The organism is Endozoicomonas sp. ALD068, assembly GCF_049310145.1.
Lineage (GTDB): Bacteria > Pseudomonadota > Gammaproteobacteria > Pseudomonadales > Endozoicomonadaceae > Endozoicomonas_A.
This window is the reverse complement of sequence record NZ_JBLYNU010000004.1, coordinates 3,492,891-3,508,506: the sequence shown is the minus strand read 5'-3', so window position 1 is coordinate 3,508,506 and position 15,616 is coordinate 3,492,891. Positions and strand designations below refer to the sequence as shown.

Annotated in this window: 14 protein-coding genes and 1 pseudogene; 9 read left to right on the top strand and 6 right to left on the bottom strand. The window is 47.8% G+C overall.

The annotated features are described in order from the left end of the window. Positions 1–69 precede the first annotated feature (69 nt). On the bottom strand, positions 70–3,210 hold the full coding sequence (locus ACO6V5_RS12240; protein ID WP_422408813.1) for a hypothetical protein: 3,141 nt from the start codon (positions 3,208–3,210) through the stop codon (positions 70–72). Positions 3,211–3,386: 176 nt separating this feature from the next. Between ACO6V5_RS12240 and ACO6V5_RS12235 the strand changes: the two genes are divergently transcribed. From ACO6V5_RS12235 to ACO6V5_RS12225, 3 genes are all read left to right on the top strand, one after another. Then, entirely contained in the window at positions 3,387–3,749 is a 363-nt protein-coding gene (locus ACO6V5_RS12235; protein WP_422408815.1) for a DUF2288 domain-containing protein, read from the top strand. A gap of 5 nt (positions 3,750–3,754) precedes the next feature. Continuing rightward, positions 3,755–4,171: an alternative ribosome rescue aminoacyl-tRNA hydrolase ArfB gene (gene arfB / locus ACO6V5_RS12230; RefSeq protein WP_422132780.1), complete on the top strand. Its 417-nt coding sequence runs from the start codon at positions 3,755–3,757 to the stop codon at positions 4,169–4,171. 381 nt (positions 4,172–4,552) lie between these two features. Next, positions 4,553–5,467, top strand: a complete 915-nt coding sequence (locus ACO6V5_RS12225) for a Tim44 domain-containing protein (protein WP_422137378.1) — start codon at positions 4,553–4,555, stop codon at positions 5,465–5,467. Between the two features lie 68 nt (positions 5,468–5,535). Here the strand turns inward: ACO6V5_RS12225 and ACO6V5_RS12220 are convergent, their stop codons facing one another. Together ACO6V5_RS12220 and ACO6V5_RS12215 are read right to left on the bottom strand one after the other, a co-directional pair. Then, on the bottom strand, positions 5,536–6,195 hold the full coding sequence (locus tag ACO6V5_RS12220) for a hypothetical protein (RefSeq protein ID WP_422408817.1): 660 nt from the start codon (positions 6,193–6,195) through the stop codon (positions 5,536–5,538). 233 nt (positions 6,196–6,428) lie between these two features. Next, positions 6,429–7,199 carry a type IV pili methyl-accepting chemotaxis transducer N-terminal domain-containing protein gene (locus tag ACO6V5_RS12215; RefSeq protein ID WP_422132783.1) on the bottom strand — a complete coding sequence of 257 codons (771 nt, stop codon included), beginning with the start codon at positions 7,197–7,199 and terminating at the stop codon, positions 6,429–6,431. Positions 7,200–7,356: 157 nt separating this feature from the next. Between ACO6V5_RS12215 and ACO6V5_RS12210 the strand changes: the two genes are divergently transcribed. Then, positions 7,357–7,728 carry a type II toxin-antitoxin system PrlF family antitoxin gene (locus ACO6V5_RS12210; RefSeq protein ID WP_422408820.1) on the top strand — a complete coding sequence of 124 codons (372 nt, stop codon included), beginning with the start codon at positions 7,357–7,359 and terminating at the stop codon, positions 7,726–7,728. Positions 7,729–7,768: 40 nt separating this feature from the next. Here ACO6V5_RS12210 and ACO6V5_RS12205 read toward each other — a convergent pair. Beyond that, positions 7,769–7,953: pseudogene (locus ACO6V5_RS12205) on the bottom strand (DNA-3-methyladenine glycosylase I). 261 nt (positions 7,954–8,214) lie between these two features. On the opposite strand from ACO6V5_RS12205, the gene ACO6V5_RS12200 reads away from it, so the two are divergent. Both ACO6V5_RS12200 and ACO6V5_RS12195 read left to right on the top strand, forming a co-directional pair. Then, positions 8,215–8,475 (top strand): type II toxin-antitoxin system Phd/YefM family antitoxin, encoded by a 261-nt coding sequence (locus ACO6V5_RS12200; RefSeq protein ID WP_422137380.1) that lies wholly within the window; start codon positions 8,215–8,217, stop codon positions 8,473–8,475. Beyond that, entirely contained in the window at positions 8,429–8,800 is a 372-nt protein-coding gene (locus ACO6V5_RS12195) for a type II toxin-antitoxin system RelE/ParE family toxin (RefSeq protein WP_422492114.1), read from the top strand. The genes ACO6V5_RS12200 and ACO6V5_RS12195 overlap by 47 nt, the downstream gene beginning before the upstream one ends. 258 nt (positions 8,801–9,058) lie before the next feature. Here ACO6V5_RS12195 and ACO6V5_RS12190 read toward each other — a convergent pair whose 3' ends face one another. After that, positions 9,059–9,793 (bottom strand): DNA-3-methyladenine glycosylase I, encoded by a 735-nt coding sequence (locus ACO6V5_RS12190; RefSeq protein ID WP_422408822.1) that lies wholly within the window; start codon positions 9,791–9,793, stop codon positions 9,059–9,061. Positions 9,794–9,804: 11 nt separating this feature from the next. On the opposite strand from ACO6V5_RS12190, the gene ACO6V5_RS12185 reads away from it, so the two are divergent. Together ACO6V5_RS12185 and ACO6V5_RS12180 are read left to right on the top strand one after the other, a co-directional pair. Further along, positions 9,805–13,410, top strand: coding sequence for a hypothetical protein (locus ACO6V5_RS12185; RefSeq protein WP_422408824.1), 3,606 nt, complete (start codon positions 9,805–9,807; stop codon positions 13,408–13,410). Between the two features lie 93 nt (positions 13,411–13,503). Continuing rightward, positions 13,504–13,983, top strand: a complete 480-nt coding sequence (locus ACO6V5_RS12180) for an FKBP-type peptidyl-prolyl cis-trans isomerase (protein ID WP_422132813.1) — start codon at positions 13,504–13,506, stop codon at positions 13,981–13,983. Positions 13,984–14,037: 54 nt separating this feature from the next. On the opposite strand, the gene ACO6V5_RS12175 is transcribed toward ACO6V5_RS12180, so the two are convergent. After that, positions 14,038–14,949, bottom strand: a complete 912-nt coding sequence (locus ACO6V5_RS12175) for a DMT family transporter (protein ID WP_422132814.1) — start codon at positions 14,947–14,949, stop codon at positions 14,038–14,040. Positions 14,950–15,094: 145 nt separating this feature from the next. Between ACO6V5_RS12175 and ACO6V5_RS12170 the strand changes: the two genes are divergently transcribed. Next, complete coding sequence (locus ACO6V5_RS12170) at positions 15,095–15,553, top strand: Lrp/AsnC family transcriptional regulator (protein WP_422132815.1); 459 nt, start codon at positions 15,095–15,097, stop codon at positions 15,551–15,553. The last annotated feature ends 63 nt before the right edge of the window (positions 15,554–15,616 follow it).

Here is a 15,616-nt window from a genome sequence, read left to right as displayed (position 1 = left end):
CAGCAAAGGTTGATTTGGTTCAAAAAATGGAATGTTCGATGGGTATAAAAAAGGCCATCAACAGGATGGTTATCTTGAAACACTCTGCCGGGATGGCTCCTGCTGTTGCCACCCCGTATAAAGTGCAAACCAGAACAAACTGTCGAGATGGGGCATTGGCAGGGTGCCGGTGTCAACACCCAGATTTGGCCCTTTGGCTCTGGATGAGCGCCGAATTCCCAGATCGGTCAGGTTCTTTGTGTCTGGATTTAATCGACCAGGGCTAAAGCTCTGACGCGGATGATCCGGATAAACCTCATCAGGAAAACGGCCTGATTTGATATCCTTTACATAGCGGAGTTCCGGGTCACACCAGTAACCGCACTCAAGTGCAGCCCGGCTCAGCGACTCTGCCGGGAATTTCTGGCATATCCTTGCTTTCATGGCCTCCGTGTCCATTTGGTAAGCACTAGCAAACAGGTCAGCGGCAATGGTCACCAGCTCATCCTGCAACTGGTTCATCTGCACGGTGTTTTTGTAATCGAGACTGTCAGTGTCATGGCGCACCCTGAGCCAGTTAATCACCAGTCCGTAAAAGACTTTCCCAAGCTCAGTGATCCGCAATTCGCCCATCCCCTCACGATCGGTTATAAGGTAGAGTTTTGGCAAACCAAAGCTGTAGGAGGTTTGCTCGGCAAACGAGCGGATATCAGCCCAGTCTCTCATCCCCACCGGTGCAGGTGCTACGTTTGGGTAATGCTGGGCATTCCACTCTCCCATCGTGCCGGGAACACTCTGAGTTCCAAAAAAGGGTGTTGGTACCCAGCGTCTGCCATTAGCGGTATTATGGAACGAAGTTAGTGTATCCGGTGCCTGAAAATTGTGATGCCAGAGACGACCCGCATCTCTGGCAAATAGTCTCAGGCCATCAAAGGATGCCTGCACTGAGAGGCCGTCCACCTTTCCAGCTTCATAAGGATAGTGGTGATACAGGCAGGTATCTTTTTCATCATCAAAGACCTGTAGCAGTGCCGAACCATCAGGCTCCAGGGCAATGCTTGCCAGGGTTTCTTCAGTTAATCGACAGGCTTTGAGCTTGTCCAGGGCATCGTTCAGACGATAAATGCCCCGTGGTTTAAGCAGGGCGCTTTCAAGGCCCAGCTTATCCTTATGGGTTCGAAAAAATTCCAGCTGTGGCTGCTCGCGGACAAAATCATGCCAGTTTTCTGTGCAGCAATGTTGCTGTTTCAGGAACTTGAAACGGCGATACCCCTCAGGTACCTCTTTGGATGGAAAAGCCAGGCTGCGACCGTAAGTTATAATACTCCTGCAGTTGACGTTGAGTAGCTCTGCTTCCCAAAGCCCGGGAATTCGTGGAACCGTCTCTTTTGGGTGTTCCCTGTCAAATTCAGCAACCGCATGGCGAAACCCCTGACAATAAAATCTGTCTGGATCAGGCGCACACCCGCCGCCAACCCCAAGGCCAATCAGATGCCATGGGTAGAAACGTCTCCTCTGGGCTACGTCGTAGTTTCGTTCAATAAAGAGTGAATTGCGATCATCAGGTGCTGCTGACAGGTGCTCAAGTAGTTTTTTTTGTATGTCCTCGCTGGCAGCCCGGAGCACCTGCGCAGAAAATTCAACCGGCAACCCGTTCTGATGTATTAACCTCATTAATTCCAGTGTCTGCTGCTCATCCCGCAAAACGTCAGGGTGAAGGTGAAAATAATTGATAACAGGCTGTAGTAACCTGGTTGCACTGGGCAAGGGTTTGTGTAACAAGTGTCCTTTGTATGAATAGTCAGAAGAACCTAAGCGATCGGCCTTAAAGGTAGATGACGGCAGGGATTTAAAGAGTTGCAGGAACTCAAAAAACCAGTTGACATTGAACGGGAATTTTCCGTCTAAATGATCCTGCATACAATCAATGAGGTGAGCAGAAGCGGTTATCTTGATCAGAGCGCTGCGCCGGGCTTTGGCCAGTTGACGGTCTTCCGCTTTGGATATGGGCACTGATGCTAACTGCTCGCGGTGATGTCGGTATAAAAGCAACAGCGGAGTTGCGCCGCTGTTGTCCCGTTGATTGGCCAGAGTCTCGGCGGGCAGATATTGAAACAACTGGTCATAGCGGGGGGGATAAGCTTCCAGACAGGAATAGCTGCATATCCCATCGAAAGAGTTCACGCTCTGCAGTGCTGTCACCATAAGGTGAAGAATATTCCCGCCGTTATTAAACTCCCGATTAAGAATTGTCGGAGAAGAGTCGGCCAGCAACCGCCTGAACAGCTCCCACTGGCCTAGTATAAAGCTGGATACCAGAAGCTGTTCCCGCTCCGTATCATCCAGCTTTTTCAGTTCTTCCAGGATCAGTTTTTCATGCCTTTGTACATTCACTTCCAGCATAGAAAGCTGAAATATAAAAAACTCTGAGCCAAGTGCAGAGTTGATGCTCTGGCAGAAATCCTGTGACGCCTGAGGGTTTCCATGCCTGATGCCCAGCGAATCGAAAATAGCTGCTATCAGATACGTTGCTGAAAGATCGGAAAACCGTAGAGATGGATTGATGTATCTCAGAAGATTGCAACTTTTTGCCAGCAGATGCATAAGCTCCCGGGCAGTCTCCTGAATCTGCCAGCGGGTGAGGTATTTTTTCAATACTTCCATATAGCCCGGATCAGCCATAAAGATTATTTTTTTGGCATGTTTGTCAAGAATTTTCAGCACTTCTTTATGGTGTGTGTTACTCAAGAACTGTTCTAATAACCGGGGGGGGATCTCTATTTCACAATTCATCGACATGCCTTCAAGTCCCAGCCCCAAATCAGCCAGCGTTTGAAGAACGGAAATATTTTCAGGATATATAGGCTCCTCGACAAGGCAGCAGATCAGTTCTTGCAATGACTGCGAATAGAGTTCTTCATCCTTCCCGGGATGGATCGGACTCATCCTTTCAAGATCATGATTGGCATTTTCTACTTTTTCTCGCAAAGATTTATTACCAACTGGAATATCAATTCTACTTATTGCACCCTGAACATGGGATATCCATTCACTATGCTGGTCAGCAGTAGAAGTGATCTGTCGTAGGTGTACAGAGCGACTTGAGGGTCCATCAGACCCGGCTGTAGTGTTGCTCAAATCTGGAGTGGAAGCAGGCGCGGAAACATTTGTTTCCGGAAGGGTCCAACTGGAGAAGTTTGAGGCGGTAGTATTGGCTATCCCTGTTATCATGATTTACTCCATCCATAGTCTGATTTTTTTTTTAAATCTCTTAATTATTGGACCAGCAAAGTTTGATTTGGTTCAAAAAATGGAAAGTTATCTCCGGTTCGGGAGACTCCGGATCTTTAGACATACAGGACTGAAGAAGCTTGAGCCCTCCTGAGACCTGACTGGCTGAAAAAACCATGGATGTGTTAGTCTCTGCCTTTATTAACCTTTATCAGACAGACAGATTGTTAATGAGTGATTCTGTAGACCCCAATGAGCTGAACAAAGCCAAACTCAACCTGGAAACCGCAAAAATTGCCTGGGAAGATCTCCAGCGCTACTTTGCTTCCGGCCACCTGCTGGCGGTGGCTCCCGATCTGGATATTGTTGCCGTCGCTCACAGTATCTCCATTGATGATAAAGCGACGGTAGAAATCTGGTTGAATGACAGGAAACTGGGACCGGTCAGTGATGATCAGGCGAGGAATTGGCATGAACAAAAAGCGGATTTATGGGCGGTAGTTGTGCGCCCGTGGGTGCTTGTTCAGGATAGAAACTGAATTCTATGCTGAAGATTTCCAATGCCGTTACCATTCCTTCGGATGAGATTGAGTTTAATTTTATCCGTGCTCAGGGGGCTGGGGGGCAGAACGTTAATAAAGTCTCTTCGGCGGTCCATTTAAGGTTTGATATCAGGGCTTCTTCCCTTCCGGACTTTTATAAAGAACAGCTGCTGGCTTTCAGTGATCAGAGGATTTCTTCTGAGGGCGTCATTGTTATCAAGGCGCAGTCCTTCAGAACTCAGGAGAAAAATCGTGAAGATGCTCTGAATCGGTTACTGGGCCTGATTCAAAAAGCGACAGCGGTGACTAAAAAAAGAAAGGCCACCAAACCCACCCGTTCTTCACAGAAAAAACGCATGGATCGAAAGCATCAGCGAGGCCAGACAAAAGCACTGAGAGGTCAGGTCAAGGGCTGGTGATCAAAACTCGGTTATTATTAGAAAAATTAATTAACAGTCCCACTGCCACGGACTATAAAGCTAACGGAAGTGAAAGAGTCAGGAGACTCCAGATGCCGATACCGCCAACCGATGGATCTGCGCCCCCACCTTCGGGTAACGGGGCGCCGGACTAAACCGACAATCAGTGCCTCCAATGGTATACTGAACCCTCTACAGTCCTCCGAGGAGCTTTGTGGAGAAACAAAGAGATCTCCTCAGGCTGAATGAATTGAGACCTGATTTAAGTACCTAACTTATTTCATTGATTAATGCGGTTTTTTTATGGAATGACTTGCAATAAATCTGGCTCTCCATAGGATTAAGGCCCATGGGTATTGGAAACAAGAGACTCTCGGATTCATGATAAAACGATTTGCTTCTTTTATGGCCATCATCATGGCCTTCAGCTTCGTCTTCAACGTACCAGTAGCCGATGCTAAAAAGTTTGGAGGAGGCAAGAGCTTCGGCCGTTCTTATAACACGGCTCCCGCTCCCAAACAGCCGACTGCAGCACCTCAGCAGGGTAGCAAACAGACAGCTGCTCAAGGCTCCCGCAAGGGCATGCTGGGCGGGTTGTTGGGTGGCCTGCTGGCGGGTGGGCTGATTGCCTCTCTGTTCGGCGGTGCTTTCACTGGTCTGCAGATGATGGATATTCTGATTATCGCTTTGCTGGCTTTTGTGCTCTTCAAGGTGTTCCGCAGTATGAACCGTGCCAAAGCTACGGCAGCGGGTCATGGTGGCAATCATGCTCACTTCACCCCGGAACAGTCAGGCCAGAATAAGCCTTCCCCTTCGTTAGATCAGCTGTTTGGCCAGAACAGGGAACAGCGCGAAGATGACTTCGGTCAGGCTGACCAAACAAGCTTGCCTCAAACCGGTTTTGGAACCAGTGATGTCCCGATGAATCTGCCAGAAGGCTTTAACCTGAGTGCATTCATGAATGGTGCCAGAGACCATTACCGCACGCTTCAGGAAGCATGGAATAAAAACGATCTGGACATCATACGTGAGTATCTGGACCCTGAACTGTTTTTACAGTTAAAAGCGGAAAGAGCCACTTTGGGTGGCGATCAGCACACCGAAGTGATCTTTGTGGACGCTGAGTTGGGCAGAGCTGATTACAACGACACTGTTGCCGAGATCAGCGTGCGCTTCACCGGTAAATATCGCGATACCGTTGAAGGTGTTGAAGAAGATATTACCGATATCTGGCATCTGCAACGTAGCTTGAAAGAGCCCGATGCTCCCTGGCTGATTGTGGGTATTGAAGCCTGACGGAGCCGAAGGGAAAGGTGTTTTGCCTTTCCCTGACTGGGCTCTATTGTCGATGATCTTCATGTCATTTACCGAAAACTTCTGGTAGCAATATCAAATGTGACGGTAACTGGCCCTTTTTTGGTTTTAGTGACATTAACTGGGTCAACATCAAAAAAATCCCGTACTTTATCGTCAGCATTAGGGCCACACAAATAGCTGGTTCCAGGCGTTTCTTGCACGAATTCTTTCCAGGTTTTTACTCTGTCGTCAGAAGCTTCAGCTTCTAAGCGGCTGTTCACCCCGAGTATATCTCGTAACTCTGGCTTGAATATATTATGCAAATCCATCCCGGAAATATACCAGGCTTTGTAGGCCCGACCCTGATCAGGAACATGAACAAGGAATAAACTATTAACAAGCCTGAGTGCTTGAACGTTTTTGTCCATATCAACCCATTCACGTTCATCCGAAAACAGTTTTAAAATTCCGCTTTTGCTGCCTTCAAGATATTCGTCCAGCCGTTTTGAAAAATCTTCATCACTGTCTTCAGATTCATCGTCTGAAGACTCAATAGAATATGAAGACAATGGCCTGGCTGCACCATGGGATGTTGGATTATCAAGGCCAGATGTTTTTTGGGCGTCAACAGCCGTAGCTCTGGCCGTTTCTGGCTGATCCGGCGCTGTTGTCGGTTTGCCAGAACCAGTAACCAATAAAGGTGGTTTAGTTGAATTAGATGGAATCATAAGTCACTCCGTTAATTGCTTACTTAAATTTGACAAGAAGAAACAGGGGAAGTTCATAAACACGTGCTGTAAGCAGGAAAAGGACAAAGCGAGAGGGTATAGCCTTGCAGCCAGAAACCTCCCGCAGCCACCAGGACGGTGTTGAGTTGGGGAGGTTTTTATAATGACGGTCTTGCCGAGATCAGCTTGCGTTTCACAGGTATGTAGCGTGATACCGCTGAGGAAGCCGGGGACTAACTGCTGGCTAGCCCCTGATCATTGACCATGACCTGTTCGTACTTTTGGGTCAACACCTGCATTTTCTTGAGAATGGATTCTGTGGTCACAGAGATGGCTGTAGGCATATAGCGTCCCTGTTTATATTGCGTAAACCCTGATTTGGAAAAAAACCATTGAGCTTTAACCTTGGAGAGCAGCTTTTTGATTTCAGGGGTATTCACGGGGGACTGGTCGAGTTCATTCAGTGAGCTTTCAAACAGAGCCATGGATTCCTCAAAACCTTTCTCATAGATACTGCCACTGACGCCCCAGGCCAGAGCCTGGTAATACATAGCTATTCTCTGGCTGAGCGCGCGCTGTCGACCTGAAACATTGACCAGTCTGGCTTTGCTGGTGGCAGAGTGCTTTTCAATCAATGTAACCAGGTCATTGCTGCTGTTGAATACCCTCAGAGCCTTTTGAATGAGGTCAGCTGCAGCTTCTCTGTCGGGTTCTGACAGTGCCATTTTTTTGTAAGTTTCCCAGTCTTTCGCAACCACATTCAGCTGATGTTTGATTGCACCGTTGGGCGCATAATCTGATAAAGCCTGAAAGTTATTTTCAAACAGCGTAATGCTTTTATCGAGCTGCTCTCTGGCGTCTTCTGAGTTAATGTCGGCTCCGATCATCAGGTAGCTTTTAGCGACTCGCTGAGACAGCATCCGTTGCAAACCGGATGTGTTGACCGCTTCGGCATCGTTCAGGGCGGCTGAAGTTTCTCCTGAGTAAGCGATTAAATACGCCATAATAAAGCCCAGGAATTTATAACAGAATAAAAGTGGGCGGAAGTCGGGAAGTATTCTGGAAATTTGCACTGTTATTGTTCGCTCTCTGCGCTATCCGGGGGCATCCTGATGAGTTTTTGGTTCAACAGGTTATGTTGCAAAGCTATGTGCAGAATATATGCCAGAGCTGAATAGTTCTCAGACGATTATTCCGGCCTCGGTCAGAAAGGCGCTGGAATTAAACAAGCAGGAAAAGCTTCAGTATGAGATTCGCTCCGATGGCAGCGTCCTGCTTTTTAAGTGCCAGAGTGACAAAAGAGACCCTGTAATAGCAGGCTTCCTGGATTTTCTTGAGCGGGATATGAAAAACCACCCCCGAACACTGAAGCCGTTTTCCCCGGAGCTTGCTCGGAAGCTCAGTGATCTGGTTGGGGAGATTGATATCGATCTCGACTTTCAAAAGAAAAACGCCACAAAACGACTGGCGGCAATCAACCAGTTGGCATTTGAACGGGTTTCAGGCAATCCCTCTAATCCTGCATATCCTTGAAAGTCACCGTTTGTGCAGAGCCGTTGCCGCAAAAACCACTTTATGGTTTGTCTGACAAGGAAACTGATGAGGAGTACGAAGGACAGCCCACCAAATGATCATTCACCATCCCCATAGCTTGCATGTAGGTATAACAGATAGTGCTGCCTACGAATGAAAAACCTCTTTTTTCAGGTCTTTACTCATGGCATTGGATTCCGGGGTGGTGACAGGCACCTCAGACATGGTTTTCCACTGGTTCCGGATTGGAGTGTGATTCATGCCCGGTGGAGGTCTGGGGACACCCAAGCAGCAGTATGAACTACGTTGTTTTATCCGATGGAACCGACCAAAGCAAGACTCTGGTTACGGTTTTTCGAAGGTGATACGGGCTTTTGGGTTGACTTTCGAAGATGACGAGCAGAAATTTAATTTTCCATATTTTTGCGGAAATAGGCTGATTCGATTATATTGAACGAATCGAACGAAACTGGGAGAATCAATGCAATGGAAGCTCTAACCGCTAATGAAGCGAAAACAAATTTTGGTGACATGTTGCTAAAGGCACAGAGTCGCCCGGTCCAAATCAGTAAGAATGGTAAGCCCGTTGCTGTGGTTATTTCAGCAGATGATTACAAAGACATCGAAGAACTCAAGTTGAAAATGTTGCAGTTAAAGGCTGCTCAGGCTGAAGCTGATATAGCAGCAGGCAAGCTGGCGGATGGAGATGCATTTTTTGATGAGCTGGAATCAGGACAACATGACTGATGCAATCTATCTCTTAACTCCCGACGCTCAATCTGACTTGATCGAAATCCGGCGCTACACAATAGCTCAATGGGGAATTGAACAGTCAAAAAAATACATTTCCGAACTCCGAAAAACTATACAACTTCTTGCTGAAAGTCCTACTCTCGGCGCACAGAGGCCGGAGGTTGGGACGAACGTTTTGAGTTTTCCCTGTGCTAGCCATGTGATTTATTATTTCATGCGTGACAGTATGTTGATCGCGTTCGGTATATTACATAAACGGATGGTGCCATTCAGTCACCTTGCCAGAAGAAAAAATAAAAACTCTTCATACTGGGACTAAATACTCAGCCATACGGAATCGAATATTTCTGGCTTATTGGGCAGGTGCTCTGCAAGGCGCAACGACGGGAACATAGCGAGCTATGTGACCAGAGTTGCAACGCATCACGACTGCATGGATGCAGGAGCTAGAGCAACGCAGGAGCAGTTGCCGCGAGTGCCTGAACAATAAGTCAGAAAATATGATTTCGTATGGTTGAGTACTTAATGATGGATATTTCAGAAGAATGAATTGCAGACTATAAAAGAAATATTAACCTTACGTCAGATATTCACTCTTGTCGGTTGAAGCATCTTTTGCTTCAACCGACACCAACAGTGGTGAGGAGTACGAAGGACAGCCCACCAAATGATCATTCACCATCCCCATAGCCTGCATGTAGGCATAACAGATAGTGCTGCCTACGAATGAAAAACCTCTTTTTTTCAGGTCTTTACTCATGGCATTGGATTCCGGGGTGGTGACCGGCACCTCAGACATGGTTTTCCACTGGTTCCGGATTGGAGTGTGATTCACAAAGGACCAGATATATTGATTAAAGCTGCCAAACTCTTCCTGAATGTTCAGAAAGGCCCGGGCGTTGTTGATGGCACTGTTTACTTTCAGCCGGTTTCTGACAATACCTTCATCCTGGAGCAGTCTTTCTACATCTTGCCCGGTGAATTGGGCGACGGCTGTCGGATCAAAGCCTGCAAATGCTCTGCGGTAGCCCTCCCGGCGTTTGAGTATGGTGATCCAGCTGAGACCAGCCTGGGCCCCTTCCAGAATCAGAAATTCGAACAGCTTCTGATCGTCGTGACAGGGAATGCCCCACTCTTCATCATGATATCGAATGTAGTCCGGGTCTTCTGTGCACCAGGCACATCGTTGATTTGTCAAAAGGATGACTCCCATACTGGTTGCCGTGAAGAGTAAAGCATTAGAGAACAGGTCAATGGCACTCTTGAGCTGTTGGCAGTGATTTTGGCTAAGCTGAAACAGTAACAACTTCATGGAAGGAAGTCATGCCATCCAAAGTGTCATCATCCGGTTCTGTGTTGCCACCTGTACCTCCTCATTTGCCGGATGAGCCTTCATCAAAAAACACCGTTTCATCAGGCTTTCGAGATGTTTCTGTTGCGGATGGAGAGGAAGGATTAACGTTCCCGCAGGAAGGGTGGCACACTGCTCCTCAAAGTCTGGATTCCCGACACCCCAGAGTGGTCGATGCCCAGCCACTGATTCAGATTGATGATATACCTGCAACCTCGGAAGCAGCCTTTCCCGCCCTGCCAAAAATTAGATCAAGCGTGTTCGAGAGACTATTGGCTACGGTCATAATCTGGGTGCTGGACTTGAAAAAAGTTCGGTCAAAAGTCAGCTTTCGCAGGGCGGCCGTCGTCAGACAACTGAACAAACAGTTGAAAAGGGTCAGGGAGGCGATACACAGCAAGCCTTTAAAGAAAACGCTTGATGAACGCCGGATTCTGAAAAAAAAGCAGATGCTGTTGCGTAAACAGAAAAAGCAGGCAAGAGTGGCCAGGGATAATGAGATTCGTAGTTACCTCAGGCTGTTGCGATCTTTCAAAGCTATGCATAGAGGAGAGTTAAAGGATCATACTGTTCATCTGGACGAACTGTCACTGGGAGGTGGCAAAGCCACTTTGAAGCATGTTGAGTTAAGGGTCCACAAAGTGGAGCTCTTGGATTCGGACACGGGCCAGACCTACCCCAAAATTACCCTGGATGTTAAGGGCTCTGTTAATGTTGATGTGCCCGGTCAGCCTCCCCTTAAGATGGATATCAAAATCAAGGATATGGATGTCAGTATTCAGGGCAGAGTGGTAGCAGGAATTAATGCCTATATTAGTGGAAAGGGCATTGCAGGCTTTTTCAGGGCACTTCACCGTATTCGCAGGCAGAAAGGCACCTTCTTCGAGCTTAACCGGACAGGGGTCACCATTGGAAAAATAAAGGCTTCTCTGGATGAACCGGACCCGGCAGCCCTGTTTGCATTTACAGGGGGGTTAAGTATCGGGGTGAAAGAAAGCATCAGCAAGATGTTTTCTCTGCTCGAGCATCCATTTGATCTGATGGTTCATGATCTTGAGATAGCCAGAAAAGGTCTGCCTCTGCCACTGAGCAGGATGGAAGGACTTAAGGTGGCTAGTGAACTCAAGCCTTTTGAGTGCACACAGGGTGAGACGGAGAGAAGGCTGGCCGTCAGTGTGAAAACCATGGAAGTGGATACAGGAGGGCTTTCGGATGCCCTGTATGGTATTGCCCGCGAGAAAAAGCTCAAGCCTATGGATTTAATAACCTCTGATAAAGAGGAAGATTTTGACTGGGTCTCTGAACTGGAAAAACAGTCCTCCGGTCTCAGGGCCAGAGCCAGCGACCTTAATCTGCAGTTGAAGGCGCAGTTATCAAAAGAAAAAGTTCAAAGTGGGTCTGGAGATTTCGATCTGGAACTCGATGCAGGCCATCTGGAGCTGGAAAATAGCGGAGCAGCACAAGCGCATCTGGATCTGAATAAGGTTCATATGGAGGGCAAACTGGATGGAGGTGCAACAGATTTTAGCGGTCGTGCAAAAACCTTTTCAGCCGGGCTGAGGCTCAATCAGAAGCTGGGAGCGGATTCTGGTAACAGTGTTAATTGTCATGCTGATGTCAGAGGTGAAGATTTAAAGCTTGCAAGGGCTCTGCATCAGGGGCAGGTTCAAACCGAAATTGAAACAAACCGGCTGATCGTTGATACCCATGGCCAGCCATCCTCGATTCATTGGCGTGATACCCGCATTGAGCTGCCCCAAAACCTGGGTGGGCAGATACAGAAGCTCTCTGCTCATCTCAAAGACAGTGAAAAAGGAGATGCTGAACTCAAGTTCAGTGTCGGTAAAACACACTTATCAGGTGAGGGGCTGGTGACCGTTAAGACTCAGGCCAGCAAGTTTTCTGTTCCAGTCAGGGGCAATGTGGCTGTGGATCAGTGTGAGGTCTCTAATACGAAGTTCAAAGAAGGGGATTTAAGGCAATCTTCAGCGATTACGGCAGTCACTCCGGGAAATATCAGTATCGATGGCGTCAGAGCCGGCTCTGTCAAGGTTGGAAACCTGACTACAAAGCTGGATGAAGAAGGCACTGGATACGTTTGTCTCAACGATGTTTTTTTGAGTGGTGATGACCTTATCGAGGATTTCGAGCAGCTTCCCCAAGCTATCCGACAAAACATACCCACAGGTTTTCTTAAGGGCAGAAAGCTGAAGGCGTCAGTCAAAGTAAAGGTGGAGAAGGGGCTGGTGGACCTGAAAACAGCCGAGTTTCTCTCTTTCGATCTGGATGAAAAGGATGTGGATAAATCCGCCTGGACACAATGGTCTTCATGGGATCAATGGTTCAGAAGTGGTCTGATCGGTGCAGCCGGTTGGGCTTCGTTCAAGGGTATGAATGTGGCCGACGGACAGCTCTGTATTTCACTGGGTATTGGTCCATTGAGTTACCCCATTCCGATCATGAAAGCACCGCAAGAGGCTGTTCGGGGCGAAAAGCTCTCTCTTCCGGTTTTGCTGCATCATTACACCGGTGTCTGTTGGGGTGATGCTTTAACAGACGACAAAGATTTTATACATAAGATCAATATGGGCGATCTGCAGGCTCTCTCAACACTGGAGAGCTATTGTCGACAGGTCGGATCTGATCGGGCTGAGCGTCTGCTGAAAACGTTGCAGCTTCAACCCTGGATAGAGAGGTCGAAGGGTGGGGATCAACTGTCCTTCAGCTATTTGAAAACATTAGCTGGATTATTTTTTCAGTATCCGGGTACAGCTGGTCGGGGCATCCTGTTATTCAGGAGCCTTCAGTGGCCTGTTACCCCGCCTCTGGCCCAAGCCATACTGAAACAGCCCTTCCGCTCACAGATTGATCCTGTAGCTTTGGCTCTTTCCGCTTCGCAGGCAGGGCTGATCAAAGAAGCTTATGAAGTGTTGGCAGAAGCACTCAAGAAGAAGCCGGAAGATCCCAGACTGAATTACTATGCAAGTGTCGTTTTAAGAGACGGGCTCCATGCCATCAGGCCGGATCAGATGAGCGAGGACGAGAAAGAGCATCGGAGTATTGAGTCGGCCCGCAGGTTATCGCTTGCTGCCAGGAAAAAATACCCTGCAGCGATAGCGCTTCAGAAGCAACTCTGTGAAGAACGGGAGCCTTATGCGTTGCTGGCTGAAGCCGGAGATTTGTTGACCCATGTTCATAAACCTTCTGCTTTCTACAAAGCCCTGAACCAGCTTGAGGGAATAGCTGCACAGGGAGAGGGAGTCAAAGGGAGAGTAGCAAAAACTATTCTGGCTAACAGAATAGAAAACGGTCGGAAGATTTTCATACATCCTACTGCCAGGGTTGAAAAGAGTATTCATGCTCTGGAAAAGCGAATGAAACACAAAGGATTACACGATGTCAGGCCGGACGAACTCTACCAGCTCGGTATACGCTACCTTTACGGTGTTGAAGGTAAGGTTTCCAATCCGGCCAGAGCGGTTGAGTTGTTGCAACAGGCAGGCAAAGAGGGAGAAAACAGGGCACAGCTTCACCTTGAGTTGGCAGAGTCAGCACGTTCCGGGATGATGTCTGAATAGAGGGTGATTTTAACCGGAAAAAGAACTGTTCGTTTTTCAGACAGACAGGTATTCTGTTCTTTCATTTTCATTCATTCCAGAGAATTTCAATTCATGAACATTACCGACAAAACAGTCGCGCTGATCCACTACACCCTGAAAAATGCCGGGGGTGAAGTTCTGGACAGTTCCGAAGGTCATGACCCTCTGGCCTATCTGCACGGTGCGGGTAATATTATCGCCGGTCTGGAAAGTGCTCTGGAAGGAAAAACGGCGGGTGACAAGCTGGACGTCTCTGTAGAAGCTGCGCAAGCCTATGGCGAATACGATGAAAGTCTGGTGCAGCCCATTCCCCGTGCCCAGTTTGGTGAACACGACGTAGAAGTAGGTATGCAGTTCCATGCAGATACCGCTATCGGCCCACGCATTGTCACCATTACGGCCATTGAAGGCGATGAAGTTGTGATTGATGCCAACCATCATCTGGCAGGGGAAGACCTGAACTTTGCCGTTGAGGTGGTTGAAGTTCGTGATGCGACAGAAGAAGAGCTGGATCATGGTCATGTACATGGACCCGGTGGTCACGAGCATTGAATCAGTCATAAAAAACCGGGTGAATAGCCCGGTTTTTTATGACGGTAAAAAGCATTAGCTTCTTTTGAACAAGATCTTGTTTTTTCTGAAAGTTTTTTCTGGCAATTTGGTCAAAAATACACCGAGCATCAGGAATAGAGTCAGGAACAGAGACTCATGGCTGAGCATTGTTCCGTTCAACAGGCTGTCCAGACAGAGTGCAATCACCGGGAAGATCAGAAAACAGATGGAAGCCTGGAATGGGCTGGCCAGTTTGTTTAACTGGAAGTAAGCCATAATGCCGCCAATCCCTGCTACGGAACCCAGATAGATCACTGCGCTGAGTGAGAGCGCCGAGAAACTGTTTATATCCGGCGTTTCCATGAAGTAGCCCGTAATCATCAGAAATACCGCTGCCATCAGACAGGGGAGGGCATTGTAGGTCAGCACATGAATACCCTCACAACGAGTCTGGACACTGGTGTAAATCAGGGCATGCATGAGCACGGCAACGACCAGTGCAATCACACCCATCAGGCTGCCGTTACTGTTGACCGACATTTCGTTACCAATAATAGTCACCAGGCTGCCCAGGGCTATGACCAGACCCGCCAGCTGGTGCATAGCCACCTTATGGCGCTGGAGTAATACCGAAAAGATCAGAACGACGACCGGCATATTGGCGAAGATGATAGACGCCAGTCCCGATGAAATATATTGTTCGCCAAAAATCATCAGGGTAAAGGGGATGGCAAAGTAAAACAGACTGATCAGGAAAAACTCCAGACTTTTATTCTTTGGGAACCAGATCGTAACGCCTTTCAATCTGGCCAGCAGAAGAATCAGGGGTGCTGCAACAGCAAAACGAATGCCGGTAGCGGTAATGGGCGGAATAGTAGCAACAGCCAGTTCCATAGCCAGCCATGTCGTCCCCCAAATGAAGCAGACAGTAACAAACAAAAGGCTGACCCGGGTCTTTGTGCTCATGCCAACATCCTCGTAATACGTTCAATGGCTGAAAAACAGTTGTTGCTAATTATTACCTATGATGAAAAGTTTAAATGACAAAGCTGGAAAAATGTTGTCAAAGTCGTCATGATTTAAAAAGTTTTGGGAAAAATAATTCTCTATTATGCTTGATAAAAAGGATAAACTGATTCTTGACTGCCTTCAGCGGGATGCATCCATTCCAGTGGCTGATATTGCCGACAGGGTAGGGTTAACCGTCTCACCCTGCTGGAAGCGGTTGAAAAGGCTGGAAGAAGAGGGCTATATCACTCAGCGGGTGGCGCTGCTGGACAGTGAAAAACTGGGTTTACACCTCACTGCTTTTGTGAATATCAAAACCCAAAATCACAGCAATGAATGGTATGAGGCTTTTGTCTCGGAAGTCAGTGACTTTGCCGAAGTGATTGAGTTCTTCCGGATGGCAGGAGAGTACGACTATATGATGAAAGTGCTGGTCAGGGATATGGCAGCCTTTGACGTATTCTATAAGCGACTGGTAAACAGTGTGACTGGACTCAGTGAAGTGACCTCTTCCTTTGCTATGGAGAAGCTGAAAAATACCACTTACCTGCCATTGGGTTGACTATGAGACTCATCGAAATCATGTACTAGACTGGTTTCACCCTCATATCTTTAGTTGTTCCGG

What these genes read in the sequence shown, in the direction of transcription:
- arfB (WP_422132780.1), top strand. Translation starts at nt 3,755, where the DNA reads ATGCTGAAGATTTCCAATGCCGTTACCATTCCTTCGGATGAGATTGAG.
- ACO6V5_RS12220 (WP_422408817.1), bottom strand. Translation starts at nt 6,195, where the DNA reads ATGATTCCATCTAATTCAACTAAACCACCTTTATTGGTTACTGGTTCT.
- ACO6V5_RS12200 (WP_422137380.1), top strand. Translation starts at nt 8,215, where the DNA reads ATGGAAGCTCTAACCGCTAATGAAGCGAAAACAAATTTTGGTGACATG.
- ACO6V5_RS12235 (WP_422408815.1), top strand. Translation starts at nt 3,387, where the DNA reads ATGGATGTGTTAGTCTCTGCCTTTATTAACCTTTATCAGACAGACAGA.
- ACO6V5_RS12225 (WP_422137378.1), top strand. Translation starts at nt 4,553, where the DNA reads ATGATAAAACGATTTGCTTCTTTTATGGCCATCATCATGGCCTTCAGC.
- ACO6V5_RS12195 (WP_422492114.1), top strand. Translation starts at nt 8,429, where the DNA reads ATGGAGATGCATTTTTTGATGAGCTGGAATCAGGACAACATGACTGAT.
- ACO6V5_RS12190 (WP_422408822.1), bottom strand. Translation starts at nt 9,793, where the DNA reads ATGAAGTTGTTACTGTTTCAGCTTAGCCAAAATCACTGCCAACAGCTC.
- ACO6V5_RS12185 (WP_422408824.1), top strand. Translation starts at nt 9,805, where the DNA reads ATGCCATCCAAAGTGTCATCATCCGGTTCTGTGTTGCCACCTGTACCT.
- ACO6V5_RS12180 (WP_422132813.1), top strand. Translation starts at nt 13,504, where the DNA reads ATGAACATTACCGACAAAACAGTCGCGCTGATCCACTACACCCTGAAA.
- ACO6V5_RS12175 (WP_422132814.1), bottom strand. Translation starts at nt 14,949, where the DNA reads ATGAGCACAAAGACCCGGGTCAGCCTTTTGTTTGTTACTGTCTGCTTC.
- ACO6V5_RS12215 (WP_422132783.1), bottom strand. Translation starts at nt 7,199, where the DNA reads ATGGCGTATTTAATCGCTTACTCAGGAGAAACTTCAGCCGCCCTGAAC.
- ACO6V5_RS12210 (WP_422408820.1), top strand. Translation starts at nt 7,357, where the DNA reads ATGCCAGAGCTGAATAGTTCTCAGACGATTATTCCGGCCTCGGTCAGA.
- ACO6V5_RS12170 (WP_422132815.1), top strand. Translation starts at nt 15,095, where the DNA reads ATGCTTGATAAAAAGGATAAACTGATTCTTGACTGCCTTCAGCGGGAT.
- ACO6V5_RS12240 (WP_422408813.1), bottom strand. Translation starts at nt 3,210, where the DNA reads ATGATAACAGGGATAGCCAATACTACCGCCTCAAACTTCTCCAGTTGG.